Source organism: Micrococcus antarcticus (assembly GCF_044872765.1).
GTDB lineage: Bacteria > Actinomycetota > Actinomycetes > Actinomycetales > Micrococcaceae > Micrococcus.
The window spans coordinates 476,731-502,973 of sequence record NZ_CP085253.1 but is presented as its reverse complement, the minus strand read 5'-3'; the positions used below and the strand labels follow the sequence as shown (position 1 = coordinate 502,973).

At 73.8% G+C, this 26,243-nt stretch carries 26 protein-coding genes; 8 read left to right on the top strand and 18 right to left on the bottom strand.

Going from position 1 to position 26,243, the window contains the following annotated elements; translation table 11 throughout:
- Window positions 1–25 precede the first annotated feature (25 nt).
- On the bottom strand, window positions 26–832 hold the full coding sequence (locus LG274_RS02370; protein WP_298710989.1) for a c-type cytochrome: 807 nt from the start codon (window positions 830–832) through the stop codon (window positions 26–28).
- Window positions 833–917: 85 nt separating this feature from the next.
- Entirely contained in the window at window positions 918–1,496 is a 579-nt protein-coding gene (locus LG274_RS02365) for a heme-copper oxidase subunit III (protein WP_248115686.1), read from the bottom strand.
- Window positions 1,497–1,774: 278 nt separating this feature from the next.
- Between LG274_RS02365 and trpD the strand changes: the two genes are divergently transcribed.
- Window positions 1,775–2,830: an anthranilate phosphoribosyltransferase gene (trpD, locus tag LG274_RS02360; RefSeq protein ID WP_248115557.1), complete on the top strand. Its 1,056-nt coding sequence runs from the start codon at window positions 1,775–1,777 to the stop codon at window positions 2,828–2,830.
- A gap of 173 nt (window positions 2,831–3,003) precedes the next feature.
- Here trpD and LG274_RS02355 read toward each other — a convergent pair whose 3' ends face one another.
- Together LG274_RS02355 and LG274_RS02350 are read right to left on the bottom strand one after the other, a co-directional pair.
- On the bottom strand, window positions 3,004–3,285 hold the full coding sequence (locus tag LG274_RS02355) for an Lrp/AsnC family transcriptional regulator (RefSeq protein ID WP_248115556.1): 282 nt from the start codon (window positions 3,283–3,285) through the stop codon (window positions 3,004–3,006).
- Between the two features lie 107 nt (window positions 3,286–3,392).
- Window positions 3,393–3,791 carry a DUF3054 domain-containing protein gene (locus LG274_RS02350; RefSeq protein WP_248115555.1) on the bottom strand — a complete coding sequence of 133 codons (399 nt, stop codon included), beginning with the start codon at window positions 3,789–3,791 and terminating at the stop codon, window positions 3,393–3,395.
- 80 nt (window positions 3,792–3,871) lie between these two features.
- On the opposite strand from LG274_RS02350, the gene LG274_RS02345 reads away from it, so the two are divergent.
- Window positions 3,872–4,516 carry a hypothetical protein gene (locus LG274_RS02345; protein WP_404465147.1) on the top strand — a complete coding sequence of 215 codons (645 nt, stop codon included), beginning with the start codon at window positions 3,872–3,874 and terminating at the stop codon, window positions 4,514–4,516.
- Between the two features lie 100 nt (window positions 4,517–4,616).
- On the opposite strand, the gene LG274_RS02340 is transcribed toward LG274_RS02345, so the two are convergent.
- Complete coding sequence (locus LG274_RS02340; protein WP_404465984.1) at window positions 4,617–5,012, bottom strand: glutamate synthase-related protein; 396 nt, start codon at window positions 5,010–5,012, stop codon at window positions 4,617–4,619.
- A gap of 175 nt (window positions 5,013–5,187) precedes the next feature.
- On the opposite strand from LG274_RS02340, the gene LG274_RS02335 reads away from it, so the two are divergent.
- A complete protein-coding gene (locus LG274_RS02335) occupies window positions 5,188–5,427 on the top strand; it encodes a superinfection immunity protein (protein ID WP_248115553.1) in 240 nt (79 codons plus the stop codon).
- A 72-nt stretch (window positions 5,428–5,499) separates the two neighbouring features.
- On the opposite strand, the gene LG274_RS02330 is transcribed toward LG274_RS02335, so the two are convergent.
- Both LG274_RS02330 and LG274_RS02325 read right to left on the bottom strand, forming a co-directional pair.
- Window positions 5,500–7,953: an excinuclease ABC subunit UvrA gene (locus tag LG274_RS02330; RefSeq protein ID WP_404465145.1), complete on the bottom strand. Its 2,454-nt coding sequence runs from the start codon at window positions 7,951–7,953 to the stop codon at window positions 5,500–5,502.
- A gap of 96 nt (window positions 7,954–8,049) precedes the next feature.
- Window positions 8,050–10,179, bottom strand: a complete 2,130-nt coding sequence (locus LG274_RS02325) for an NADPH-dependent 2,4-dienoyl-CoA reductase (protein WP_248115551.1) — start codon at window positions 10,177–10,179, stop codon at window positions 8,050–8,052.
- Between the two features lie 204 nt (window positions 10,180–10,383).
- Between LG274_RS02325 and LG274_RS02320 the strand changes: the two genes are divergently transcribed.
- The 3 genes from LG274_RS02320 to LG274_RS02310 all read left to right on the top strand — a co-directional run bounded on the left by LG274_RS02320 (window position 10,384) and on the right by LG274_RS02310 (window position 12,608).
- Complete coding sequence (locus LG274_RS02320) at window positions 10,384–10,860, top strand: NfeD family protein (protein WP_404465143.1); 477 nt, start codon at window positions 10,384–10,386, stop codon at window positions 10,858–10,860.
- 67 nt (window positions 10,861–10,927) lie between these two features.
- Entirely contained in the window at window positions 10,928–12,106 is a 1,179-nt protein-coding gene (locus LG274_RS02315; RefSeq protein WP_404465141.1) for an SPFH domain-containing protein, read from the top strand.
- Between the two features lie 154 nt (window positions 12,107–12,260).
- Entirely contained in the window at window positions 12,261–12,608 is a 348-nt protein-coding gene (locus LG274_RS02310; protein ID WP_404465139.1) for an RNA polymerase-binding protein RbpA, read from the top strand.
- A gap of 71 nt (window positions 12,609–12,679) precedes the next feature.
- On the opposite strand, the gene LG274_RS02305 is transcribed toward LG274_RS02310, so the two are convergent.
- From LG274_RS02305 to LG274_RS02260, 10 genes are all read right to left on the bottom strand, one after another.
- Window positions 12,680–13,411 carry a polyprenol monophosphomannose synthase gene (locus tag LG274_RS02305; RefSeq protein ID WP_248115547.1) on the bottom strand — a complete coding sequence of 244 codons (732 nt, stop codon included), beginning with the start codon at window positions 13,409–13,411 and terminating at the stop codon, window positions 12,680–12,682.
- Between the two features lie 123 nt (window positions 13,412–13,534).
- Window positions 13,535–14,635, bottom strand: coding sequence for a hypothetical protein (locus LG274_RS02300; protein ID WP_404465137.1), 1,101 nt, complete (start codon window positions 14,633–14,635; stop codon window positions 13,535–13,537).
- A gap of 5 nt (window positions 14,636–14,640) precedes the next feature.
- Complete coding sequence (locus tag LG274_RS02295) at window positions 14,641–17,649, bottom strand: DEAD/DEAH box helicase (protein WP_404465135.1); 3,009 nt, start codon at window positions 17,647–17,649, stop codon at window positions 14,641–14,643.
- Window positions 17,650–17,748: 99 nt separating this feature from the next.
- Window positions 17,749–18,612, bottom strand: coding sequence for a twin-arginine translocase subunit TatC (gene tatC, locus LG274_RS02290; protein WP_248115544.1), 864 nt, complete (start codon window positions 18,610–18,612; stop codon window positions 17,749–17,751).
- Window positions 18,613–18,633: 21 nt separating this feature from the next.
- The gene (locus LG274_RS02285; protein WP_404465133.1) at window positions 18,634–18,885 is read right to left on the bottom strand and encodes a twin-arginine translocase TatA/TatE family subunit; all 252 of its coding nucleotides are present in this window, start codon (window positions 18,883–18,885) and stop codon (window positions 18,634–18,636) included.
- Window positions 18,886–18,916: 31 nt separating this feature from the next.
- Window positions 18,917–21,025: a helix-turn-helix transcriptional regulator gene (locus LG274_RS02280; protein WP_404465131.1), complete on the bottom strand. Its 2,109-nt coding sequence runs from the start codon at window positions 21,023–21,025 to the stop codon at window positions 18,917–18,919.
- A 15-nt stretch (window positions 21,026–21,040) separates the two neighbouring features.
- On the bottom strand, window positions 21,041–21,436 hold the full coding sequence (locus LG274_RS02275; RefSeq protein ID WP_404465129.1) for an FKBP-type peptidyl-prolyl cis-trans isomerase: 396 nt from the start codon (window positions 21,434–21,436) through the stop codon (window positions 21,041–21,043).
- Window positions 21,437–21,466: 30 nt separating this feature from the next.
- A complete protein-coding gene (locus LG274_RS02270; protein WP_404465127.1) occupies window positions 21,467–22,585 on the bottom strand; it encodes an FKBP-type peptidyl-prolyl cis-trans isomerase in 1,119 nt (372 codons plus the stop codon).
- Between the two features lie 36 nt (window positions 22,586–22,621).
- Window positions 22,622–24,037 (bottom strand): Pup--protein ligase, encoded by a 1,416-nt coding sequence (pafA, locus tag LG274_RS02265; protein WP_248115684.1) that lies wholly within the window; start codon window positions 24,035–24,037, stop codon window positions 22,622–22,624.
- A complete protein-coding gene (locus LG274_RS02260) occupies window positions 24,037–24,237 on the bottom strand; it encodes a ubiquitin-like protein Pup (protein WP_248115539.1) in 201 nt (66 codons plus the stop codon). The genes pafA and LG274_RS02260 overlap by 1 nt, the downstream gene beginning before the upstream one ends.
- Before the next feature lie 110 nt (window positions 24,238–24,347).
- On the opposite strand from LG274_RS02260, the gene LG274_RS02255 reads away from it, so the two are divergent.
- Window positions 24,348–24,788 (top strand): pyrimidine dimer DNA glycosylase/endonuclease V, encoded by a 441-nt coding sequence (locus LG274_RS02255; RefSeq protein ID WP_248115538.1) that lies wholly within the window; start codon window positions 24,348–24,350, stop codon window positions 24,786–24,788.
- 27 nt (window positions 24,789–24,815) lie between these two features.
- Complete coding sequence (locus LG274_RS02250; RefSeq protein ID WP_298710960.1) at window positions 24,816–25,409, top strand: cyclodeaminase/cyclohydrolase family protein; 594 nt, start codon at window positions 24,816–24,818, stop codon at window positions 25,407–25,409.
- Between the two features lie 12 nt (window positions 25,410–25,421).
- Here LG274_RS02250 and LG274_RS02245 read toward each other — a convergent pair whose 3' ends face one another.
- Complete coding sequence (locus tag LG274_RS02245; protein WP_404465124.1) at window positions 25,422–26,165, bottom strand: MBL fold metallo-hydrolase; 744 nt, start codon at window positions 26,163–26,165, stop codon at window positions 25,422–25,424.
- Between the last annotated feature and the right edge of the window lie 78 nt (window positions 26,166–26,243).

Sequence of the window (26,243 nt, the reverse complement as noted above, 5' to 3'; positions counted from 1 at the left end):
ACCGGTGCGCAGGGCGCCGGCGGGATCAGGAGGACCGGCTGGTCAGCCAGACCATGAAGCCGATGATGAGGGCCAGGCCAGCGGTCCAGATGAACAGGCCCTCGGCGACCGGGCCGAGCGAGCCGAGCTGCAGGCCGCCGGGGGAGCCGTTGTTCTCGATGGTCTTGAGGTAGGCGATGATGTCGCGCTTGTCCTCGGGCTTCAGGTTCGAGTCGGAGAACACGGGCATGTTCTGCGGGCCGGTCTCCATGGCCTCGTAGATGTGCTTCTCGGAGACGCCCTCGAGGGACGGGGCGTACTTGCCGCGGGTCAGGGCACCGCCGGCGGCTGCCGCGTTGTGGCACATGGCGCAGTTGATGCGGAACAGGTCGCCGCCCTTGGCGATGTTCACGTCCTCGTGGTCCTTGTCGAGGTACTGCTCCTCGGGCAGGGCCGGGCCGGTGCCGAGGGAGGCGACGTACGCGGCGAGCTGCGCGGTCTGCTCCTCGTTGAACTGGTTCGGCTTCACCATGGCCTGGGGGCCGTTCATCTGCATCGGCATGCGGCCGGTGCCCACCTGGAAGTCGACGGAGGCGGCGCCGACGCCGACGAGCGACGGGCCGGAGGGGCCGCCCGCGGCGCCGGTGCCGTGGCAGGAGGCACAGTTCGCGTTGAAGAGCTTCTCGCCCTCGGACAGATCGTCAGCCGAGGCGGCCGCGGTGACCTGCGTGGCCGCCTGCGCCTGATTCACGGTGCTGGCGACGGAGTACAGTCCGCCGGTCACCAGGAGTCCCAGCAGGAGGAGCGCCAGCCCCATCAGGGGGTGGCGTCGATTCTGCGAAAGTGCCTTCACGGGGTTTCCTATCGTGTGTCTTCCGGACCGGGTCTCATGCCCCCCGGCCCGTACCTCTTGTCAGGTGCTTGAGAACGGGGGCGTCTTACTTGAGGAAGTAGACGATGAAGAACAGGGCGATCCAGACGACGTCCACGAAGTGCCAGTAGTAGGACACCACGATCGCGGAGGTGGCCTCGTGATGGCCGAAGCGGCGGGCCAGGTAGGCGCGGCCGATGATGAGGAGGAATGCGACGAGGCCACCGGTCACGTGGAGGGCGTGGAAGCCCGTGGTGATGTAGAAGGCCGAGCCGTAGGCGCTCGAGGCGATGGAGATCCCGTGGGACACCAGGGTGGCGTACTCGTACGCCTGCACCGAGACGAAGACGGCGCCCATGATGAACGTCAGGATGAACCACTCCACCATGCCCCACTTCGCGAAAGCGAAGGGGCCGCCCGTGCGGCGGGGCTGCAGGCGCTCGGCGGCGAGGACGCCGAACTGCGCGGTGACGGAGGAGAGCACCAGGATCACCGTGTTCACCGCGGCGAGCGGGACGTTCAGGAGCTGGGTGTTCTCCGCCCACAGCGCCGGGGAGGTGGAGCGCAGGGTGAAGTACATGGCGAAGAGCCCACCGAAGAACATGAGCTCGCTGGCGAGCCACACCATGGTCCCGACCTGGACCATGTTCGGCCGGCTCGGGAGGCCCGTGGTGGGCTGATGGAGAGTGGGGGTAGCAGTGGTCACCCAGTCATTATGGCCCCAAAGGCGGTGAAGGGGGTAAACCGAACCTATCGTGTCGCCCTCGCCGCCGGACGGGGTGCGGGCCGGTTCGGGGCCAGTCAGCGGGTGGCGGCCAGGAAACGTTCAGGTTCGGAGCCCCCTGCGGAGGGCCAGGTCGGCGCGTCTCCGGGTGTCGCGTGCGGCATCGGCTCCGCCGGGCCGGCGTTAGAGTCGTCCGCGTGATGACTGGGACGACTTCTCCGGAGACCGGAACGACCACGTGGCCCGAGGTGTTCCGCGCGCTCATGCTCGGCCAGGACCTGGAGGACCACGCGGCCGGCTGGGCGATGGGCGAGATGATGTCCGGCGACGCCAGCGAGGGGCAGGTGGGTGCCTTCCTGCTCGCGCTGGCCGCCAAGGGCGTCACCGTGCCTGAGCTCCGCGGGCTCACCGATGTGATGGTCCGCCATGCCCGCCCCGTCCATGTGGAGGGGGAGACCCTGGACATCGTGGGCACGGGCGGTGACCGCCTCGGCACGGTGAACCTCTCCACGATGTCCTCGCTCGTCGCCGCCGGCTGCGGCGTGCGGATCGTCAAGCACGGGAATCGCGGCGCGTCCTCCACGGCGGGTGCCGCGGACGTGATCGAGGCCCTCGGCGTGGACCTGTCGATGCCGCGCGCCAAGGCGGAGGAGTGCGCGGAGGCCGTGGGCATCACGTTCCTCTTCGCCCAGCACTACCACCCCTCCATGAAGCACGTGGCGCCGGTCCGCAAGCAGCTGGGCGTCCCGACCGTCTTCAACTTCCTGGGCCCCCTCAGCAATCCGGCCCAGGTCACGGCGCAGGCGCTCGGCTGCTCGAGCGAGGTCATGGTCCCCCTGCTGGCGCAGGTGCTCGCGGACCGCGGCGTGCGGGGCTTCGTCTTCCGGGGCTCGGACGGCAGGGACAAGATCACCACCTCCGGGCCCTCCACCGTGATGGAGGTGCGCGGGGAGGTCACCGCTCATGAGCTGGATCCGCGCGAGCTCGGCATCGAGCTGACGTCCGTCGAGGCTCTGGCGGGCAAGGACGGGGCCCACAACGCCACGCTCGTCCGCGCGCTCCTCGCTGGGGAGAAGGGGCCGATCCGCGACGCCGTGCTCCTCAATGCCGCCGCCGGTCTCACCGCGGCCGACCCCGAGGCCGATGCTCCCCTGATGGACCGCCTCGCGGCCAACATGCGGCGCGCCGCTGAGTCCCTCGACTCCGGCGCCGCGGCCGACGTACTGGATCGCTGGATCGAGTTCTCGCGGTCCTGAACGGCCTCAGTCGCCCTGGGCCAGGGTGGCGCCGGGCGCCTGGGAGCACATCCCGACGTCGGCGCCCTCCTCCGTGATGAACAGGACCATGCCGGCGATCGCCGCGCGGGCGGCCACCCTGCGGGCAGCGGACGCGGCGTCGACCGGCGCCGGGAGGAAGATGGGCGTGACGCTCAGGCGTCGAACCCCAGCGCCCACCCTTCCTCGAGATCCTCAGAGGAGTACGCCCGGAACGCGAGCATGGTCTCGGTGTCCGTGATCCCCTCGACCTTGGAGAGCTGATCGGCGATGACGTCCGCGAGGTCCTCGTAGCGTTTCAGCTTGACCATGGCGACGAGGTCCCACGCGCCGGTCACGGAGTAGACGGAGCTCACGCCGTCCAGGGCGGCGATCGCCTGGGCGGTCTCGGGGATGCGGGACTTGTCGGTGGTGATCATGACGATGGCGGTGACCATGGGGGCGTCCTTCCTTGGGGCGGCCCGACGGGGCCGAGAGCGCGGGGTCGTGCCCCGATCCTACGGCTGAGCTGTGCCTGGGGGCCGGTTGGGCGCCCGGCTGCAGTTCAGGGGCGGCGGCGGGTGAGGACCCGCGCGAGCGCGCGGCGGCCGAGCAGGAACACCCCGAGGACGAGCAGGGTGACAATCACGAAGGACAGCGGGGCGCCACCGAGGCCCCACAGCACCCGCAGCGCCATGCCGATGCCGACCGTTCCCAGCCACACCAGCACGCCGTGCGGCCAGGTGCGGGCCCACGTGCGGTGGCCGCCGGTGAGGATCGTCATCACGATCAGGCCGACCAGGAACGGGCCGGCTGTCTGCAGGAGGCGGGGGAGTCCAGCCGCCGTGTCGTGCTGACCCTGACCCAGCGCGGCGAACACGCTCACCAGCAGGACATCCGCGGCCAGGGCGAGCACGGCGGGAAGCGGTCGGGCGGGGGCGGGGGCATGCCGGTCGGATCTCATGGACCCATTCTCGCGCGCGACGCTCGGCTCGGATGCCGTGCAACAAGGAGTCAGGATTGTCATAGGGATACTGTGGGGTCGTGATCCACGTTCTGCTCCGCACCGCAGACCCCGCGCGCGACCGCGGAGACGTGTCGCGCCTGTGTGCCGTCCTGGCCGCTGCCGACAATCTCGACCACGCGGGGGAGCGCGGCCCGGCGCGGTTCACCGTCCGGGACGACGTGCTGCCCTGCGTCGTCGAGGGCCTCCTCGAGGATCCCGTGGAGGCCGTCGGGCTCGTTCTCGCCGTGATCCGGACGGGCGCGTGGGTCGCCGGGCTCGTCGCCTCCACGGGAGCTCCCGACCCGGATCGCGGCGTGGGCGCCGGGGAGGTGGAGGCGGCTGTCCTCGAGCGGGTCCTGCACCGCGCGGCGGCCTCGACGGGCCGGTGCGCGCTGGAGCTGGACGGGGCTGCCGGCGACGCCTCGGCGCGGCGCCGGCAGGACGCCGCCGAGGCCGCGCTCCAGCTGCTCGGCGTCCTGGAGCAGCGGCGATCCGAGCCCCAACAGGAGGCCGGGCGTCTGGTCGAGTCCGGCGCGAGCCAGCGGGAGGCGGCCGCCGCACTGGAGGTCACCCAGCAGGCGGTGCACGCCCGGCTCAGGAACGGGCTCTGGCACGAGACGCGGTCGCTGGCCGCCGCCGTCGCCGCTCTCGTGGCCCCCTCCTCGAGGACCACCGACCCGTGATCCGGGGCGGACAACTCACACCGCGTCGGGACCCTGCCGGCGAGACGCCACAGGATCAGGGGCGGCGCCGAGCGGTGTCAGGAGGATGTCCGCCCTGCGTTCACTGGCTGACCGTGTCGTCCTCGTCCGTGACGGGCAGGGGTGCGTGCTGCACCACGTCGTCGGGGGAGAGGAGGCCCGGGTGGGGGACGCCGGCGGCCTCGGAGGCCTTGAGCAGGTTGCGGCGCAGGGTCTGCACGGAGCGAGCCGGGCGCTCGGACTTCTCCTCGGGCACCACGCCGCGGGCGAGCCACGGGTTCTGCGTCGCGACGCCGGTGGGGCACGTGTCCGTGTGGCACTTCTGCGCCTGGATGCAGCCGACGGCGAGCATCGCCTCGCGGGCGACGTGCACCATGTCCGCGCCGAGGGCGAACGCCACGATCGCGTTGTCGGGGAGGCCGACCTTGCCCGAGGCGATCCACGTCACGCGGTCGGTCAGGCCGCGCTCGGCGAAGATGCGGTAGACCTCCGTGAACCCGACAGCGGCGATGGACGCCGGGGACCCCGCCAGGAGCGTTACATGACATAATGTCCATTATCGGCTCTTCGGGGGCTCCGCCCGCGTATGCCATTCGTGGCATCCGCCCGGCGTCGCCGCTCGCCAGGACGCGGAGCGTCCGTAGACTGCCCGCATGACTCTCGTGACCGATCAGCGTGACCGCCCGTTCGTCGCCACCGTGGCCATCGTGCTGGCCATCCTCACCGCCGGCTACCTGGCCCCGTGGGCCGTGGCCGCTGCTCGCGGACGTGCCAACCACTGGCTCGTGTTCTGGGTGAACCTGCTGCTGGGCTGGACCGTCATCGGCTGGGCCTGGGCCCTCTACCTCTCGCTCACGAGCCACCGGGTGAGCGTGTACCCAGGCATGCGCTGACGCCTGGGCTCACCTCGCCTCGGCCCTGCGTCGGACTCCCGACCCGTGTGGTTGACATAACGCGCACGCCCATCATGCGGAGTCCGCCACGTATGCGGCCAAGTGCTCGCCCGTCGTCGTGCCCTCGCCGCTGTGCGCGGCCGCCACGAGGTCGTGCGGGCGCCCCTCGAACACCACCGTGCCGCCCTCGGCGCCGGCGCCCGGGCCGACGTCCAGGATCCAGTCTGCGTGTGCCATGACGGCCTGATGATGCTCGACGGCGATCACCGAGACCCCGGCGTCCACCAGCCCGTCCAGCATGGCCAGCATCCGCCCGACGTCCTGCAGGTGCAGGCCCGTGGTCGGCTCGTCCAGGACGACGACGGTCCGCGCGCCGTCCTTGGCCTTCGCCCGCTCCCCCAGGTGGGTGGCCAGCTTGAGACGCTGACGCTCGCCCCCGGACAGGGTGGTCAGCGGCTGACCGAGCCGGACGTAGCCCAGGCCGACGTCCACGAGCCGCTCGAGGGCGGCGGCCGCCGCCGGCACGCGCGACTCGCCCGCGGAGAAGAACTCCCGCGCCTCCTCCACCGGCATCTGCAGCACCTCGGCGATGTCCCTGCCGCCGAGCATGTACTCCAGCACCTCGTCCATGAATCGCCGCCCCTCGCACACGTCGCAGGGGGCCGCCGTGTCCGTCGCCGCCGCGGCGTCCGCGTAGATCACCCCGGCGCCCTTGCACTCGGGGCACGCGCCCGCGGAGTTCGGGCTGAACAGGGCCGGCTTGACGCCGTTGGCCTTGGCGAACGCCTTGCGCACCGGCTCGAGCAGGCCCGTGTAGGTCGCGGGATTGGAGCGCCGCGAGCCCTTGATCGGCGCCTGGTCGACGACCACAAGGTGGACATCCTCGGCGGCGCTCCCCCGGCGCGTCTGGAGCATCGCCTCGCGCATCAGCGAGGACTTGCCGGAGCCGGCCACGCCGGTGACGGCCACGAGCATGCCCAGGGGCACGTCGACGTCGACGTCCCTCAGGTTGTTCTCCGCGGCCCCGCGCACCCGCAGCGCGCCGTTGCCCGCGCGCAGCTCGGCCTCCTCCTTGAGGCGGGCGCGGTCGTGGAGGTGGCGGCCCGTCGGGGTGTCGGACGCGGTCAGCTCGGCCACGGTCCCGGTGAACGTGACCTCGCCCCCGGCGGTGCCCGGGCCGGGTCCGAGGTCGACGACGTGGTCCGCGATCGCGATGGTCTCCGGCTTGTGCTCCACCACGAGCACTGTGTTGCCCTTGTCGCGCAGCCGCAGCAGCAGGGTGTTCATGTTGGCGATGTCGTGCGGGTGCAGGCCCGTGGTGGGCTCGTCGAACACGTAGGTGACGTCCGTGAGCGAGGACCCCAGATGGCGGATCATCTTGGTCCGCTGCGCCTCTCCCCCGGACAGCGAGCCGGCGGCGCGGTCGAGGGAGAGGTAGCCGAGCCCGATCATCACGAAGCCGTCCAGCAGCTGGCGGATCGACCCGACCAGGCCGCCCACCCGCGCGTCGTCGAGCTCGGCACACCACGCGGCGAGGTCGGTGATCTGCATCGCGCAGAGGTCGGCGATGGACGTGCCGCGGATCCGGGACGAGCGCGCCTGCTCGTTCAGGCGCGTGCCCGCACAGGCCGGGCAGGGAATGGTGGTCACCGCGCGGTCCACGAACGCGCGGACGTGCGGCTGCATGGCCTCGCGGTCCTTCTGCAGGAACGCGCTCTCGATGCTCGCGTAGAGGCCCGTGTAGGTCATGGAGATGCCGGACATGTCGATCTTCACCGGCTCCTTGTGCAAGAGGTCGTGCATCTCCCGCTCGGAGTAGTCCCTGATCGGCTTGTCCGGGTCGAAGAAGCCGGACTCGAGGAACTTCCTCACGGCCCAGCCGTCCGCCGTGTAGCCCGGGATGGTGAAGGGCCCCTCGTTCAGGGACTTGGCCTCGTCGAACAGCTCGGCCGGGTCCAGGTCCTGCTTCGCCCCGGTGCCCTCGCACTCGGGACACATGCCGCCCTGGACGTGGAACGAGCGCCGCTCCTTCTTTCCCTTGTCCTTGCCCGTGGTGAGGGTGACGGCGCCGGAGCCGCTGATCGAGGCCACGTTGAAGGAGTAGGCCTTGGGCGAGTCGAGCGCGGGCTCGGCGATCCTGGAGAACAGGATGCGCAGCAGGGCGTTCGCGTCCGTCACGGTGCCGACGGTCGAGCGCACGTTCCCGCCCAGGCGCTCCTGGTCCACGATGATCGCCGGGGTGAGGCCCTCCATGTGGTCCACGTCCGGGCGCGGCAGTGCGGGCATGAAGCCCTGCACGAACGCCGGGTAGGTCTCGTTGATCATGCGCTGGGACTCGGCCGCGATGGTCGCGAACACCAGGGAGGACTTCCCCGAGCCCGAGACGCCCGTGAACACGGTCAGGCGCCGCTTCGGGATCTCCACGTCGACGTCCTTCAGGTTGTTCTGCCGCGCGCCGACCACGCGGATCGTGCTGTGGACGTCGGCGGGATGGGTCTCGGCGGCGGGTGCGGGCGCGGTGGTCACAGGGGCATCGTAGGCGAGAGCCCCCGCCGCGGGCCCGTCACCTCAGAGCCGCGCGGCAGGCCAGGCCGGAGGGTCGAGGCGCGGGAGGCGCCGGCATCAGCCCTGCACGGCGCGCGTGGCGTGGTCCATCGCGCGGTAGGCGTCGATCTCCCGCGCGTCGTGGGCGCCGCCCACCACGCGCACCGCGGCCTCCGGGTAGCCGGCGGCGACGAGCTCGGCGGCCAGCTCGGCCACGGGCTCCTGCCCCGCGCACACCACGACGTCGGTCACGTCCAGGACGCGGGCCACGCGTCCCCCGACGCCCTCGGCCCCCGGGCCCGGCTCGGACGCCGGCAGCGTGACGTGCAGCCCCTCCGCGTCGACACGCTCGTAGGTCGCCCCGCTGACCGCCTCGACGCCGAGGCGGCGCAGCTCCGCGCGATGCACCCAGCCGGTGGTCGGCCGCAGCCGTGCACCCACGGGACCGGGGCTGCGCTGGAGCAGCACGACCTCCCGGGCGGGCGCCTCCGGCCGCGGGCGCACCAGCCCTCCGCGGACTCCCGGCGCGTCGGCCACGCCCCAGCGCGCGCGCCAGTGGTCCACGGACTCGGGCTCGCCGTCGGCCCGTTCTCCCCCGGCGGCGAGGAACTCGGCCACGTCCACGCCGACACCTCCCGCGCCGATCACCGCGACCCGCGGCCCGCAGACCACGCGCCCCGCGATGACCTCCTCGTAGCGGTGGACGAACGGGGTACCGGGCTGCCCCGCTCCCGGGAGAGCGATCTCCCGGGGCCGCACGCCGGTGGTCACCAGGACCTCGTCGAAGGCCGGCGCCCCCTCCGGTGTCAGGAGCGTTGTACCACTCACCCGTGTGCCGAGACGCATCTCGACTCCCGCCTGCTGCGCCCGTGCCGCGAGGTGCTCGAGCGCCGGGGCGAACTCCTCCTTGCCGGGGATCCGCCGCGCCAGGCGGAACTGGCCGCCCACGCCGTCATGGGCGTCGTAAAGGACGACCTCATGGCCGAACTGCGCCGCGCGGTGCGCGGCCGTCAGCCCCGCCGGCCCCGCGCCGACCACGGCGACGCGGCGGCGCCGCCCGATCTCCACCGGCACCGGCACGGCGTAGCGCGGGTCGGTCTCCCTGCCGGCCCGGGGGTTCATGAGGCAGCTGACGGGCTCCCCCGTGAACACGTGGTCCAGGCACGCCTGGTTGCACGCGATGCAGGGGGTGAGGTCGGCGGGGTCGTCCGAGCCGATGCTCCTCACCCATGCCGGGTCGGCCAGCAGCGGGCGGGCGAGGGCGACGAGGTCTGCGGCGCCGGAGGCGAGGATCTGCTCGGCATCGGCCGGCGTCGTGATCCGGTTCGCCGCGATCACCGGGATGGAGACGGCGTCCCTGACGGCCGCCGTCGTCGGGACGAACGCGGCGCGCGGCACGGAGGTGACGATCGTGGGCACGCGCGACTCGTGCCAGCCGATGCCCGTCATGAGCAGGTCCGCCCCGGCCGCCTCGAATGCGCGAGCGGTGTCCCGGACCTCCTCGAGGTCCTGGCCCTGTGCCACGAGGTCGATGAGCGAAGTCCGCACGGACAGCAGCCCGCGCTCCCCCAGACCGGCCCGCACCGCGGCGACGACCGCGGCCGGGAAGCGGCGCCGGTTGAGGGCGGATCCCCCGTACTCGTCCTCGCGCCGGTTCGTGGCGGGGGCGAGGAACTGGTTGAGGAGGTAGCCCTCGGAGGCCATGACCTCCACGCCGTCGTAGCCGGCCTCCAGCGCCAGGCGGGCGGAGCGCTCGAACGCGGCGACCGTCTCCGCGATGTCCTCCGCGGTCATCTCCCGCGCGGTCAGCCGGGAGATCGGGGCGCGCGTGGCGGAGGCCGAGACGAGCTCCGAGGTCGGGGCGTAGCGGCCCGCGTGCAGGAGCTGGACGAGGATCCGCCCGCCCGCGGCGTGCACGGCGTCCGTGACGACGCGGTGGGCGGCCGCGTCCGCGTCGGAGGCGAGGGCCCCGCCTCCGGACGTGACGGCGCCCTCCGGCACCGGCGCCACTCCTCCGGTGACGATGAGCCCGACGCCGCCGCGTGCCCGCTCCGCGTAGAACGCCGCGAGCCGCGGCAGGTCCTCGTGGCGGTCCTCCAGGCCCAGGTGCATCGAGCCCATCACCACGCGGTTCGGCAGCGCCGTTCCGCGGACCGTGAGCGGCTCGAGCAGGAGGGAGGGAGGGGGCGCGGGGGCGGCGACTGTCATGCGGGTCACAGTACCGGACGGTCGACCCGGGCTCCTCTCCCGCGCCCGGCCGTGCGACTCTCCCCCGGTCTCCGGCGGCGTCGGTGGGAATTCGGACCTCCATCGGGCAGGATGGAGCGCAGGGGACGCTGTGGCGCAGGCCACGCGCGACGGAGAGCGTCGGGCCGGCACGGCCCGATCACCCCCCGAGCACGGAGGTGTCGGATGGAGTGGATCGAGGCCAACGCCGGATGGCTGTGGCTCGTGCTCGCCCTCGTCCTGGCGGGCGTCGAGGTGCTCACCCTGGACCTGCTGTTCCTCATGCTGGCCGCCGGCGCCGCCGCGGGGGGCGTGGCCGCCCTCGCCGGCGCCGATCTCTGGGTCCAGATCGTGCTGTTCGCCGTCGTCTCCCTCCTGATGCTGACCGCCGTCCGCCCCGCGGCGCTGCGCCGCCTGCACAGCGACGACGCCGCCTCCGCCTCCTACCTCGACACGCTCCCCGGCCGGCGCCTCACCGCCGACGCCGCCATCACGCGCGAGTCCGGGCTGATCGGCGTGGACGGCGACACCTGGTCCGCGCGCGTGGACGCCGGCGCCCCGGACGCCGAGCCCGGCACGGACGTGCGGATCCTCCGCGTGGACGGAGCGACGCTCATCGTCGCCCCCGTCCCGCGCATCGACTGGGACGCCGCCCGAGACTGACCGCCACGGCTCCGCCCGGCCGGCCCTCCCGAACCACCCCCGACCATCCACCGCAGAGGAAGACCCCATGGAAATCCTGATCGTCCTGGTCGTGCTTGCGGCCGTCGTGGTGGTGATCCTGGCCAGCTCGGTCAAGATCATCCCCCAGGCCCGCACGGCCAACATCGAGCGGCTCGGCAAGTACCAGCGCACCGCAGGCGCCGGGCTGACGCTCATCATCCCGTTCATCGACCGCATGCTCCCCCAGGTGGACATGCGCGAGCAGGTGGTCTCCTTCCCGCCGCAGCCCGTGATCACCGAGGACAACCTCGTGGTCTCGATCGACACGGTGGTCTACTTCCAGGTCACCGACGCGAAGGCCGCCACCTACGAGATCGCCAACTACATCCAGGCCGTCGAGCAGCTGACCACCACGACGCTGCGCAACGTGGTGGGCGGCATGAACCTCGAGGAGGCGCTCACCTCGCGCGACTCGATCAACTCGCAGCTGCGCCTCGTCCTCGACGACGCCACGACCCGCTGGGGTCTGCGTGTCTCCCGCGTGGAGCTCAAGGCGATCGATCCGCCCCTGTCCATCCAGGACTCCATGGAGAAGCAGATGCGCGCCGAACGGGATCGCCGCGCGGCCATCCTCACGGCCGAGGGCACCAAGCAGGCCCAGATCCTCACGGCCGAGGGCGAGCGCCAGGCGCAGATCCTCGCCGCCGAGGGCGACGCCCAGGCCCGCGTGCTCGGGGCCAACGCGGAGGCCGAGGCCATCGAGGTGGTCTTCGACGCCATCCACGGCGGTCAGGCGGACTCGGAGGTGCTCGCCTACCAGTACCTCCAGCAGCTGCCGAAGATCGCCGAGGGCCAGGCGAACACCATGTTCGTCGTCCCCGCCGAGCTGACCCGCGCCCTCGAGGGCCTCGGGGAGGCGTTCGGCCCCGGCGCGCGGCGCTCCGGCGGGCAGGACGGGGCCGGTGCAGACGAGGGCGGCTCTCCCGCGTCGGACTCCGCGGCGGGGCGCGAGGACGCGGCGCTCGGCACCCGCCGCGCCCTGCGCGGCTCCCGCCCCACCACGGTGGAGGCACTGCGCTCGAGCGGCGTGCTCGAGGCCATGACCGGCGGCGCGGTCACGGCCGACGACATGCCCCAGACCTCCCTCGACGAGGCGCTGGCGACGCCGCAGGGACTCGACGAGCCGACCGAGCCCGGCCCCGTGCCCGGCACCGCCCCCGCCGGGACGACCCAGCCGCCGCGCTGAGCACCCACCGCCTCCCGGGCGGGCGGACCCCGCCCGCCCGCCCGGGAATGCCGTGGGAGACTGGGTGGTTGCACCATCGGAGAGACGACCGCCGCGCGCAGCCGCCTCCGCCCGCGAGACGGGCGGAGTCCGCGCGGCCTGACGAGGAGGAAACGTGAGCGATCGCAGCCTGCGCGGCATGCGCCTGGGGGCCCAGTCCCTGGAGTCGGAGGCCGGCGTCGAGCCCGCCGCCCGCCAGCGTGTGGAGTACCGCACCGAGGACGGCGAGCAGGTGTTCGTCACCTTCGCGGTGGAGGCCGACGTGCCTGCCACCTGGACGTCCAAGACGGGCAAGGAGGCCGTTCTGGTCAGCGGCGAGAAGCCGACGGAGCCCGAGGGCAAGCCGGTCCGCAGCCACTGGGACATGCTGCTCGAGCGCCGCTCCATCCCTGAGCTCGAGGAGACCCTCGAGATCCAGCTGAAGAAGCTGCGCGCCAGCCGCGGCGAGGCCGTCGACGCCTGATCCGCTCCCCCGCACGCCATGAGGGCCCGACCACGTGGTCGGGCCCTCGTCGTCTGCGGACGGTGCGCCGGTCAGCGGCCGAACAGCTTGCCCAGCTGCTCGGCGCGGGCGGCCAGGCCCCAGCGGGTCACGTTGACCACGGCCTCGCCGATGATGCCGCCGCTCATCTTGGACTCGCCGAGCTCGCGCTCGACGAAGGTGATGGGGACCTCCACGATCCGCTTGCCCAGGCGGGCGGTGCGGAACGTCATGTCCACCTGGAAGCCGTAGCCCTTGGACTGCACGTCGTCGAGGTCGATCTCGCGCAGCACGTCCGCGCGGTAGGCGCGGTAGCCCGCGGTGATGTCCGTGAGGTTGAGGCCGAGCATGATGCGGGGGTAGAGCGAGCCGCCGAAGGAGATGAGCTTGCGGGACATCGGCCAGTTGACCATCTTGCCGCCGGGCACGCGGCGGGAGCCGATCACGAGGTCCGCGGTGCGGACGGCCTCCAGGAGTCGGGGCAGCTGCTCGGGCTGGTGCGAGCCGTCGGCGTCCATCTCCACGAGCACGTCGTAGCCGCGCTCGAGCCCCCAGCGGAAGCCCGCGATGTACGCCCCGCCCAGGCCGTTCTTCTCGGCGCGGTGCAGCACGTGGACCCCCGCGTCCTCGGCGGCGCGGCGGTCGGCCCACTCGCCGGTGCCGTCCGGGGAGGAGTCGTCCACCACGAGCACGTCCACCTCGGGGACGGCCTCGCGGAGTCGACCGAGGGTCAGCGGCAGCGACTCGATCTCGTTGTAGGTGGGGATGATGGTCAGCACGCGCATGCGTCTCTCACGCCTTCCTCGGGCCGTTCGGTTCGGCCGTGCGCCGGTCGGCGGGCCGTGGTCATCCGTTCGAGTATAGGAACCGCTCGGGCGCGCGCCGTCCAGCGGCGCGCGCGGCGGGTCTCACGCCTGGGCGGCCACCGCGCCGCCCAGCCACGTGGCGCGCCAGCGCGGCAGCGCGGTCTCGGCGTCCAGGGCGGGCAGCAGGGGCGTGCCGGCGCGGGTGTCGGTGCTCCACGCGGCCACGCGGCCGTCCGGGGACTGCACCGTCACGGCGTCGGCGTCCCACACGGCGAAGGTGGCCGCGGCGGAGACCACGAGGCGCGGGGTGGCCTCCACGCGGGCGGCCGGCACGTCCGGCAGGACGCGCAGGCCGGTGCGGGTGGCGGCGGTGAACGCGGAGCGTGCGGAGATCCGCTCGTCCTCGTCCGGGTGCGTCAGCGCGGCGCGGACGGCCGCCCACGGGTCGCCGTCGGGGCCCGCCGCGAGGGCGAGCGGCACGGCGTCCGCCAGGAGGGAGGCCACGGGGGCGCGCAGGACGCCCTCGGCGTCCGGGGCGACCGTCACGGACACGCCGATCCCGGCCAGGAAACCGCGGTCCGCGGCGTCCAGGGGCCCGGTCACCGCCAGCCGGTGGCGGACGCGCCCCAGCGCCGGGGCGCCGAGCTCCCCCGCGACGGAGCGCAGGGCGGCGACGGCGGCGGACTGGGCGCGGGCGCCGGCGTCGGGATCCCCGGTGTGGTCCCGGTGGGCCGGCACGAGGTAGGCCTGCTCCCCCGCCTGCGTCGACGCGGCCACCAGCCCCGCGAGGGAGGACGCGTCGAGCCCGTCGTCCGTGGGCAGCCACACGCCCGCGGCCGCGGCGTCCACGGTCTCGGGGGCCCGGTAGACCACGGTCCGGGCGGCCGGTCGGGAGGACGGCGCGGGCGGAGCGGCGTCGGCCTGGCCCCGCGACCGCGCGTCCCAGCCCTCGAGCACGGTGACCACGGCGGTGCCGCGGCGCAGGGCGTCCCGCGCGTCGGCGGCCGTGCCCCACGGGGCCACGAAGGCGGGGGCCACGACCGCCCCGTCCAGGTCCTGGCGCGGCACCTCCGGGCCGGCCACGAGCGCGGCGGAGTCGTCGGACCCCAGCCACGCCACCACGCCGTCGGCCACGAGGGCCGCGGTGGCGTAGGGATCCGAGGCGGAGTGGATGATGCCGTTCGTCAACAGATGCGCGCTCACGCGGCTCACCCTAGCGCCCCGGGCTGGGCGGCGCCGGGAAGGGAGGTGGCCACCACTCCGCGGGCCACCAGGCCCGCCGCGCGTCGGCACGCCCGGGAGCGGTGCGCGTCGCCGGGCACCTGGGCCAGCTGGTCGAGCACGTCGATCACCTGGCGGGCCCAGCGCACGAAGTCGCCCGCCGCGAGGTCCGCGCCCTGCAGGGTGTCCCGCAGGGACTTGCCGCGCACCCAGCGGTGCACCGGCCCCACGAGCCCGGGATCGGTGGGCGGGGTCGGGTCCAGGCGGGCGGCCTGCTCGGCGGCGGCGAGGTCCGCCTCGATCGCCTCCGCGGCCTCCGCCACGCGGGCCAGCCGCGCCGTGGGCATCGGCACCACGCCGCGGGTCTCGCCCTTGCCCTGGTACACGAGCAGCGCCGCCACGCACGCCCACTCCTCGGGCGTCAGCGAGGCCGTGGCCGGGTCGTGCAGCACGAGCGAGGCGAAGAGGTCGCGCTCGCCGTAGATGCGCCGCAGGGTCTGGCCCTTGTCGGTGAGGGCGTCGGCCGGGTCGGCGACGTTGTCGCGGACGTAGCCGTAGGAGTTCAGCAGGCCCACCACGCGATCGAACGTGCGGGCGATCGTGTTGGTGCGACCCGCGATCCGCTCGCGCAGCACCGAGAGCTCACGCTTCATCCCCCACCAGCGCTCGCCCCAGCGCAGGTGCTCCTCCCGGTCCTGGCACCCGTGGCACGGGTGGCGCTCGAGGGCGCGGCGCAGCTCCTCGGCGCGGGGGGACACGGTGTCCTCCTGCAGGCGGAAGCCCGTGGAGCGGCGTCGTCCCCCCGTGGGCGGGCGGTGGATCCGCACGGCCTCCCGCATCGCGGCGGCGATGTCCTTGCGCTGCGCGGGGGTCTTCACCTGCAGCAGCTGCGGCAGGACGGCTCCCGCGATCGGGTCCACGGGGCCCGTGACGTCGTCGACCGTGATGCGGCGCAGCTGCGCCTTGTCCGTCACGACGCCCACGCGCGGGTTCTGCGGGTTGCCCGCGGGGAGGACCACGACGGCGCGGCCGAGCTGGCGCCCGTCGTCGAGCTGGATGACGTCGCCCGGCGCGAGGTCCGACAGCGACTCCTTCACCGCCGCGATCTGGGCGCGCCGGCGCCCCTGCGAGCCGGACTTCTGCACGGAGGCGAGCTCCTTGCGCAGCCCGAGGTACTCGCCGACGTCGCCCAGGTGGCACTCCATGGCCGCGGCGTACTTCTCGAGGCTGCTCTCCTTGGACCGGACCTCGCGCGCGAGGCCCACCACGGAGCGGTCCGCCTGGAACTGTGCGAACGAGGACTCGAGGATGCCGCGGGCACGGTCCGCGCCCACCTGGGACAGCAGGTTCACCGACATGTTGTAGGTGGGGCGGAACGAGGAGCGCAGCGGATAGGTGCGGCGCGAGGCCAGGCCGGCGACGGCGGCCGGGTCCAGGCCGGGACGCCACATCACCACGGCGTGGCCCTCCACGTCGATCCCGCGGCGGCCGGCGCGGCCCGTGAGCTGGGTGTACTCCCCCGCCGTGATGTCCACGTGGGACTCGCCGTTGAACTTCACGAGCTTCTCGATCACCACGGAGCGGGCGGGCATGTTGATGCCGAGCGCCAGGGTCTCCGTGGCGAAGACGGCCTTCAGGGCGCCGCCGGCGAACAGGTCCTCCACGGCCTCCTTGAACGGGGGCAGCATGCCGGCGTGGTGGGCGGCGAAGCCCCGGGAGAGGCTGTCGCGCCACGCCCAGAAGCCGAGCACCTCGAGGTCCTCGGGCGGCAGAAGGCGCGCGACCTCCTCGACGCGCTCGGCGACGAGGGCCTTCTCGCGCGGCGTGGTGAGGTCCAGCCCTGCGCGCAGGCACTGCTCCACGGCGCCGTCGCACCCGGCTCGCGAGAAGATGAAGGTGATGCAGGGCAGCAGGCCCTCGCGGTCCAGCACGCGGATCATCTCCGGGCGGGAGGTGGTCATGCTGCGGCGGCGCGGGGCGTCCTCGCCGTGGCCGGTGCGCGCGGCGGCGCCCCGGTCCCGGTCCCAGCCCGACGCCGCCGGACGGCCGGAACGGTCAGGACGATCGTCCCGACCGCCGCGGCCGCCCCTGGTGCGGCCCTTGGGCCCGCCGCCGCGGCCGCCCTTGTCCTGGCGGCGGCCGGGCCGGCCCCAGTCGGGGCGCTGCGCCCCGCGCTCGGCCTCGACGGCCAGGCGCTTGAGCTCGGGGTTGAGCAGGGCGGCGCCGTCCCGGTCCGCGGTGTCCTCGAACGCGACGTCCTCCGCGAAGAGGTCGTAGAGGTGGCTGCCCGCCATGACGTGCTGCCACAGGGGCACGGGGCGGTGCTCGGAGACGACGACGGTGGTGGCGCCGCGCACGGTGTCCAGCCACGCGCCGAACTCCTCCGCGTTGGACACGGTGGCGGAGAGGGAGATCAGCTGCACGTGCTCGGGCAGGTGGATGATCACCTCCTCCCACACGGGGCCGCGGAAGCGGTCCGCGAGGTAGTGCACCTCGTCCATCACCACGAACCCGAGGTCGGTGAGGGCGTCGGAGTCCGCGTAGAGCATGTTGCGCAGCACCTCCGTGGTCATCACCACGACCTGCGCGTCCGGGTTGATGGAGGTGTCACCGGTGAGCAGGCCCACTCGCTCGGCGCCGTGGGCGCGCACCAGGTCCGTGTACTTCTGGTTGCTCAGCGCCTTGATGGGCGTGGTGTAGAACGCCTTGGTCCCCCGGGCCAGGGCGAGGTGGACGGCGAACTCCCCGACCACCGTCTTGCCCGCTCCGGTGGGCGCCGCCACGAGCACGCCGTGGCCGTCCTCCACCTCGCCGCACGCACGCACCTGGAAGTCGTCCAGGGGGAAGCCCAGGCCCGCGGCGAACAGGCCGAGCTGGGATCCGGCGTGGGTGCGGGACGCCCGGGCGCGGGCGTAGCGCTCGGCCGGGCTGAGCTGCGGCTCGTCGTGGGGCAGGGCGTCATCGCCCCTCGGCTCGTTCGGGATGACGGGGACCATGACCGCCACCCTAGCGGCCGGTTCTGGCGGCAGAGGAAGCGCGGCGCCCGTCTCCGCCGTGGGCGGAGACGGGCGCCGGTCGACCCTGCGGGGCCGGGGTCAGATCTCGTCGAGCGAGCGGGGGCCGGCGGCGATCTCCGCCTCGACGTCCTGCTCGCGGTGGACGGCGCGACGCGCGCGACGCCGGTCGTTCAGAAGGCAGAGCACGATGGAGGCGCCGAAGAGCAGCACCAGCGGGACCGCGAGGTAGAACATCGAGACGGCGTCGCTGCCGGGGGCGGCCAGCGCGGCGACCAGGGCCACGCCGAACACGGTGATGCGCCAGTGCTGGACGATGGTGCGCCCGGGGAGCACGCCGATCATGTTCAGCCCGACCAGGAACACCGGCAGCACCAGGGAGGCCCCGAAGGCCAGGAACAGGCGCAGGACGAACGGGATGTACGACTGGGCGGGGATCAGGTTGGGCATGTTGGCCGGCGAGAACTGGATGAAGAACTGCACGGCCTGGGGCATCACGAGCCAGCCCAGGCCGACGCCGGCGAGGAACAGCGGGATGGCGGCGCCGAGGAACCCGAGTGCGTAGCGCTTCTCGTTCTTCTTCAGGCCCGGCATCACGAACGCCCAGATCTGGTAGAGCCACACCGGGCTCGAGACGAGCAGCCCGATGAACATCGACACCTGGAGCATGATGTCGAACGGCGCACCCACGGAGTCGAAGGTCACGGCGGAGAGCCGGCCCTTGCCGGCCTCGACCACGGGGGCCACCAGCGCGGTGAAGATCGGCTCGTAGAGGAGGAATCCCACGATGGAGCCGAGCGCGATGGCCACGGCCGAGATCAGGATGCGGTTGCGCAGCTCCGTGAGGTGCTCGCGCAGGGGCATCTCCCCGTGGGGGTTCTTCTGCTTCCGGGCCTTCGTGCGGCGCCGCCCGGCGGCGCGTTCCTCACCCTCGACGGAGGTCATGGATGCGGTGCCTCTCGCGGATCAGCGGTCGTCGCGCGGGCGGGGGTCCGGGTCCACGACGCGGCCCTCGACCGGCTCCGTGGCGTCCGCGGCGGTGGAGCCGTTGCTCGGCTCCTCCTCCTTGCCCTCGGTGCGCATCTGCTTCACCTCGGAGGAGAAGATGCGCATGGACTGGCCCAGGTTGCGGGCCATCGTGGGGAGCTTGGGCGCAGCGAACAGCAGCAGCGCGATCAGGATGATGATGACGAGCTGCCATCCCTGGAGTCCGGCCATGGTGGAGGGTCCTTTCGATCGGTTCCTGCGCCTAGGCTACCCCGGTGCGGGCCCGTCGAGCGGCCCTCCCGGCCCGCTCCGCGACCTCCGCGCGCAGCGCCGCCGGGGCGAGCACCTCGACGTCGCCGCCGTGCCGGGCCACGAGCGCCGCGGCGACGTCCGCGCCGGTCAGCGCGAGCCGGGTGACACGGTCCCCGCCGGGCAGGTGGGCCTGCGCGAGGGGGTGGTAGCCGTCCGCGGCGTCGCGCACGCGGTGGGACCACCGCACCACCGCGACGAGCCCCTCGTCGCCGGCGTCGGAGGGAGCGTGGGAGGCAGCGGGGCGCGGGCGGGGCCGGAACCTCTCGCCGGTCTCCCGGATCTCGCTCACGCGGTCCACGCGGAAGACCCGGTGGTCGCCGGCCTCGCGGCACCACGCGTGCAGGTAGAGCCGGGTGCGGTCCTGGACCACGGCGAGCGGCTCCACGTCCCGCTCGGACTGGGTGTCCGAGCGCACCGCGTGGTAGCGCAGCCGCAGCACGCGGTGCTCCGCGATCGCGTCCAGGAGCGTGCGCACCGTCTCCGGGTCCACCGCCACGTCCCAGTGCGCGACGACGGCGGCCGGGCCCGCCGCGCCCGGTATGGGGGCGTCGAGGAGGGCGGCGCTCTCCGGGTCCTCGGCCAGGGGCTCCCCCGCGGCGATCAGCCGTTCGCGGATCCGGCGCTGCGCCGAGCGGGCGGCCTCCCGGTCCGCGGCGGGCAGCACGGTCATGTCCGCCACGGTCTGGAGGGTGGCCACGAGGGTGTGCGCCTCCGGCAGGGTGAGCCGCACCGGGGCGGCGAGCTCGGCCGCCTGGTGGACGCGGATCCGGCCGCCCTCCTCCTCCACGTCGAACTGGAAGCCGGGGAACTCGCGCTCGGGCATGCCGCAGTACGCGAGGAGCGCGAGGTCGCGGTCCAGCTCCCGGGACGTGACGCCGAGGCGGTCCAGCAGCTCGGCACGCTCCACGCCTCCGGCGCGGTTGGCCAGCCCCACGATGTCCAGGAGCCGGCCCACGAGGTCCTCGCTCGAGTGTCGGGCGCGGCGGCGCACGGGCGGGGCCAGCGACAGGGACTCCCACGCGGGATCCGGCTCTGGGGCGTGCACGGCGGCGGCGGCCTCGAGGTCCTCGGCGAGACGGTGGACGAGGCCCGCATGGGCCGGGGAGAAGAGAGCCTCCCCCAGGAGGGCGGCCACCTCGGCACCGAGCCCGTCCTCACGAGCTCCGCCGGCGGCCTCCCACAGCTCCCACCCCTCCGCCGGCGGGGGGCCGTCGTCCGCCCGCGGGTCCACGGCGCGCCCGGCCGCCCGCACCGCCTGGCCGCGTCCCGGCGCGAGCCACACCCGCACGCGCTCGGCGTCGGCCTGCCCGGCCAGGCGCACGCGCAGGCCGGCGGCGTCATAGCCCTCGGGACGCGCGGGGGCCTCGGGGGCGTGCTCGGCGAGCACCGGATCGGTCTCCATGCGGGTGAGGCGGAAGCTGCGCTCGGCGCCGCGGTCCAGGTCCCATCCCGTGGCGTACCAGCGCCCCCGCACGAGGGTGAGGAACCAGACGCGCACGGTCCGCTCTCGCAGCGCCCCCGCGGCGTCGCGGTACGCGAAGCGCACCGTGCTCTGCTCGGCCGCGGCCTCGGTGAGCACCTCGAGCCGCGGATCCGACCGCGGCATCACGGTGTGGTAGCCGGCGAGGGCGTCGTCGTCGGCCAGGTCGGCCGGATGGAAGAGCAGCCCGACGGCGCGCACCACGTCCGCGCGCAGCGGGGAGTCCGCCCACAGCCGGCGGGCCCGCACGAGCGCCCGGCGCTCGTCCACCGTCAGGTCGAGGTCGCGCAGCAGGAGCGCCTCGCGGTCCACGCGGTACCGCGATCCCTCCTCCGCGTCCTCGCCGCCGTCGTCGGCCCGGGCCGCACGCAGCAGCGGGACCCCCACGGCGCGCAGCACGCGGCGGTCCCGCTGGAACAGCTTGGCGAACGCCCCCTCGCCCAGGTCCTCGTAGCCGACCACGAGGCGACGGATCTGCTCCCGCGTGTAGCCGCGGGGCTCGTGGAGGAGCAGCCACAGCAGGGAGATGATCCGCTCGGCGGGCTCGGCGGTGGAGCGGCGGGCGAGGGAGGCGGCCACGGCGTCAGGGTCGGGTCAGTCGATCGAGACCAGGTCGCACACGAAGATGAGGGTCTCGTCCGGGCCGATGGCGCCCCCGGCCCCCTGGGACCCGTAGGCCAGGTGCGGCGGGATCTCGAGGCGACGGCGACCGCCCACCTGCATGCCCAGCAGGCCCTGGTCCCACCCGGCGATGACCTGGCCGACGCCCACGGTCAGCGGCAGCGGAGTGCCGCGGTTCCACGAGGCGTCGAACTCCTCGCCCGTGGACCACGAGACGCCCACGTAGTGCACCTGGACGCGGGATCCGCGCTCCACCGCGGGGCCGGAGCCGGGGATGAGGTCCTCCACCACGAGCTCGGTGGGCGGGGTGTCGCCCGGGAACTCGATCTCGGGGCGGTCGCGGTCGTAGTCACGCTGGCCGAAGGACACGGCGTTCTCCTTGGGGTCGGGGATGGGGGGTCAGTTCTGCGGGGCGGCCGGAGCCTGGGCGTCGAGGATGTCCACCACGAAGAGCAGCGGCTCGTTCGGGCCGATCTTCGGCGGGCTGCCCTGCTCACCGTAGGCCTTGTCCGCAGGGATGGACAGCAGGACGCGCGAGCCGACCTTCTGCCCGGCCAGGCCCTCCTTCCAACCCGGGATCACGCCGTTGAGGCTGAACGTGGCCGACTCGCCACGCTCCCACGAGGAGTCGAAGGTCTCCCCGTCGGACCACGTCACGCCGCTGTACTGCACGGTGACCGTGTCGTCCTCCCCGACCTCGGCGCCCTCGCCCTGGATGAGGGGCTGGACCACCATCTCCGCCGGAGGGCTGCCCTCGGGCTTGGCGATCGTGGGCGTGCCGTCCTCGCCCACGCTGACCTCCGGCAGGCGATCGTCGCGCTCCGTGACCTCGGCCCCCTGGGCCGTGCGCGGCACGATCGCGTCGATCTTGTAGACGAACAGCTGGGCGGGCACCGTGGTCGTGGAGGGCGAGGCGGACGGGGAGGAAGACGCGGATGAGGACGCGGACGGGGCCGGGCCGGTGGGCTCCTGACGCTCGGGCGAGTAGGCCGCGACGACGCTGCCCACGCCGTTGGTGGCGAACAGCTCGAACATCTCGGGGAACATCTGCTGGACCCGGTCGTCCAGCGGCGCGGTCTGTGGCTCCGAGGAGAAGTTCTCGGCCTCCACCTCGCCCGTGGCCGGGTCCACGATCACCGTGGAGAACTTCACGACGTCGCCCGACCGGGCCAGCTCGCCCTCACCGGCCGTGAGGACCCGCGTGCTCGGCTGGTCGGTCTCGATCGGCGTCTCGATCCTCACCTCGGGCTCGCCGTTCTCCGCCTCGGTGACGTGCACGCCCTCGAGCGCGCCGGGCTCGCCCTGGCCCTCGCCGGCGGCCTTGCGCGGCGCCTCGGACTCGCCTGCCTGCTGCGTGGTGCTCTGCGAGGACTGCGCCGAGGGCTCGGGCTCCTCGCCGGCGTCCTGCCCGCCGGCACACCCTGTGGCGAGCAGGAGGGAGGCGAGGCCGAGGGACAGCAGGGTCAGCGGACGCCGACGACGGGACGCGCCCGGGATGGGGTTCTCGTGGGTGGTCATGCGGGCCACCCTAGCGGCGGTGGCTGGGGAATCCGGTCAGCCCGCCGCCCCCACCCGCTCGAAGAGCCGGTCGACCGCGGCCGAGGAGGTCTCGAACGGGTCCTTCGCCGAGATGGCGTGCAGCGGGTGGTCGGTGAGCTTCAGCGTGGTCCAGTCCACGGCGTAGTCCATGCCGCGCTCGCGGGCACGCGCGATGAAGTCCGCGCGCACGCGGGCACGCGTGGTCGGCGGGGCGGCGCCGACGGCGTCGCGCGCGGCGTCCTCGGGCAGCAGGCGACGCACCGTGCCGCGCTCGCGCAGGATGCGGAACAGGCCGCGGCCCTCCGTGATGTCGTGGAAGGCCAGGTCCAGCTGGGCCACGCGCGGGGAGTCCCACGCGAGGTCGTGCCGGGCGCGGTAGTCCTCGAGCACGCGCCGCTTGATCGCCCAGTCGATGCGGTCCTCGATGGGGGTGAAGTCCTGGCTGCGCACGGCCTCGAGCACCGCGCCCCACAGCTCGAGGATCTCCTCCACCCGCTCGTGGTGGGCGCCCTCGCGGTCCACGAACGCCCGGGCGCGCCCGAGGTAGTGCTCCTGCAGCTCGAGGGCCGAGGCGTCGCCCTCGCGCAGAGCGATGCGCGCGGTGCCCGTGAGGTCGTGTGAGATCTGGCGGACCGCCCTCGTGGGCTGGGCCACCACCCTGTCCCCCAGCGGGAAGCCGGCCTCGATCATCCGCAGCAGGAGGTCCGTGGCGCCGAAGCGCAGCAGGTGGGTGTGCTCGGAGAGGCTGGTGTCCCCCACGATCACGTGGAGGCGGCGGTACTCGGAGGCGTCGGCGTGCGGCTCGTCCCGGGTGTTGATGATGGGACGAGAGCGGGTGGTGGAGGAGGAGACCCCGTCCTGCACGAAGTCGGCGCGCTGGGAGAAGGCGAAGTGCGCCGTGCCCGAGCCCTCCGGCCACGTGCCGGCGGGGACCACACGGCCGGCGCCCACCAGGATCTGGCGGGAGACGAGGAAGGGCACGAGCGCCTCGGTGAGGCGGCGGTACTCGGTGCGCCGGCGGAGCAGGTAGTTCTCGTGGCTGCCGTAGGAGCTGCCTGAGGAGTCGGCGTTGTTGCGGTACAGGTAGATGCGCCCGCCGATGCCGTCCGCGGCCATGTGGTCTTCAGCCTGGGCGATGAGGTCCTGGAGGATCAGGTCACCCGCGGCGTCGGAGGCGATCAGCTCCTCGAGCGTGGAGCACTCCGCGGTGGCGTACTCGGGGTGCGAGCCGACGTCGAGGTAGAGGCGGGAGCCGTTGCGGACGAAGACGTTCGAGGACCGGCCCCACTCCACCACGGGGCGGAAGAGGTAGCGGACCACCTCCTCCGCGCTCAGGGGCCGGGCGCCGGGGTTCCAGTGCTGCACGCCGTACTCGGTCTCGAGGCCGAAGATGCGGCGGGAGCGCTCCGCGTCCGCGGGAGCGACGCCGATCACTGGCCGCCCTTCTGGACGAAGCCCTTGACGAACTCCTCGGCGTTGGACTCGAGGACGGCGTCGATCTCGTCGAGGAGGCTGTCCAGGCCGGCGTCCTGGGACGCGGGGCGGGCCTGCGCCTGGCCGGCCGAGGCGGCCGCGTCGTCGTCGCCGGCGGGGCGGGGGCCGGTCTGGTGCTGGGCCTTGTCCTGGGCCATGGTCGGTGCTCCTTCTGCGGCGGTGCGGGGGCGCCTGCGATCGGGCGTCGCCCTCGACCCTACGCCGCGGGGCGGTGGGGCGCGACGGCGGCCGGTGCCAGGATGTCCCCATGCGACTGTGGACGCCCCACCCGAAATACCTGGACCGCCAGGGCCTCACCGGAGGCTGGCGCGAGGCCCTTCTCGCCCAGGCCGTGCTGGCCGGACGGACGAAGGGCTACCAGCACCATCCCCAGCTCGAGCGGTTCCGCGCGCATCCCGACCCGCACCGCGCCGTCGGGGCGTATCTCACCGGCCTCGCGGACGAGGCCACCGCGCGCGGCTACCGCTTCGACCGCTCCCGGATCGACCATCCGGGGACGGACGCCGTGGAGCCCGTCCCCGTGACCGCCGGCCAGCGGGACTACGAGTGGGAGCACCTGCGGGCCAAGCTCGCCGCCCGCAGCCCCGAGTGGCTCGCCCGCTGGGAGGACGTGGCGGTCCCCGACGTCCACCCGCTCTTCACGGTCCGCCCGGGCCCCCTCGAGGGGTGGGAGCGACCCCTGGGCTGAACGCCCTCGGGCTGGGAGGATGTCCGCATGATCCGCCACGAGAGCATCGAGGACTACCTGACCCGCCTGGCCTCCGGGGAGCCCACCCCCGGCGGCGGCGCCACCGGGGCGCTCGCCGTCGCCGAGGGCGTCGGACTGATCTGCATGGCCGCCCGCTTCTCCGAGCGGGAGGATCTCGCGGCGGAGGGCGAGAAGGTCATCGGCGCCTGCCTGCGCCTCTCGGACGCGGACGAGCGCGGCTTCGCGGCCGTCGCCGACGCCTACGGGCTCCCCCAGGACACGCCCGAGCAGAAGGAGCACCGATCGGCCGCCGTCCAGGACGCGCTCGCCGAGGCCGTCCGTCCCCCGTGGGACATCGTCGACGCCGTCGCGGCCGCGCTCGACCTCGCCGAGCGCGTCCTCGCGGACGCGAACCCCCACGTCCTCTCCGACGTCGGCACCGCGCTGGGGTGCGCCCGCGCCGGGCTCACCGCCGCGGTGGTCACCCTGCTGACGGACCTGTCCCCGTTGAAGGACGAGACGCTCGCGGACGAGCTGCGCGCCGAGATCGACCGGGCGGACCGGCTCACCGAGCGCGCCGACGCGATGCTGGCGCGGGTCCGGGAGTCGATCGCGGGCTGAGCCGGGTGCGGCTCAGTGCTCGCCGACCCGGCGGGCGTGGGCGACGGCCGCCTCCGCCCCGCCCTGCCACGGGCCGCCGTGGCCGGGCAGTACCGTGTGCGCCCCCGTGGAGGCGATCGCGTCGAGGGAGGCCATCGCCTGGGCGGTGTCCTTCGTGGCCGCCGAGGCGACGATCTGCGGTCCGGTGCGCCCGGTGTACGGGTCCAGTGTCACGAGGGCGTCGGCACTGATGACGGCGTCCCGGTCGGGCAGGTGCAGGATCACGTGGCCGTCCGTGTGGCCGGGGGTGTGGATCACGTGCGGCCGCCCGGGCACGGGGGCCGGGGCGCCGGCCGCGAGGGTCCGGGTCGCCTTCACCCCCCGGACCTGGAGGGCCCCGGCCAGCGCCATGCCGCCGATCAGCGGCAGGGACCGGGGATGCAGGAGCGGGTAGAGGACGCGGCTGCTCTGGGGCTTGTAGCGGTACGGGTGGGCGGCCAGGCGCCGGTCCCCCTCGTGCACCAGCACGGGCAGCCCCCAGGCGCGCTGCGCGCGGCGGGCGAAGCCGACGTGGTCGAAGTGCCCGTGGGTGAGCACGAGCGCTCGGACCTCGTCCGGTCGGCGCCCGAGCTGTTCGAGCGCGTCCTGGAGCATGGGCCACATGCTGGGCAGCCCGGCGTCGACCACGGTGACCCCGTCCTCGTCCTCGAGGAGGTAGAGGTTGACGTTCGCGTGGGTGAGCAGGTGCACGCCGTCGGCGACGCGGGGGATGAACATGGGGGCCTCCTGAGGCGCGGGTGGTCTGGGGCGGTGCGGCGGCGGGCGGCGAACCTCCGTCGCCCGTCCGCCCGGGAC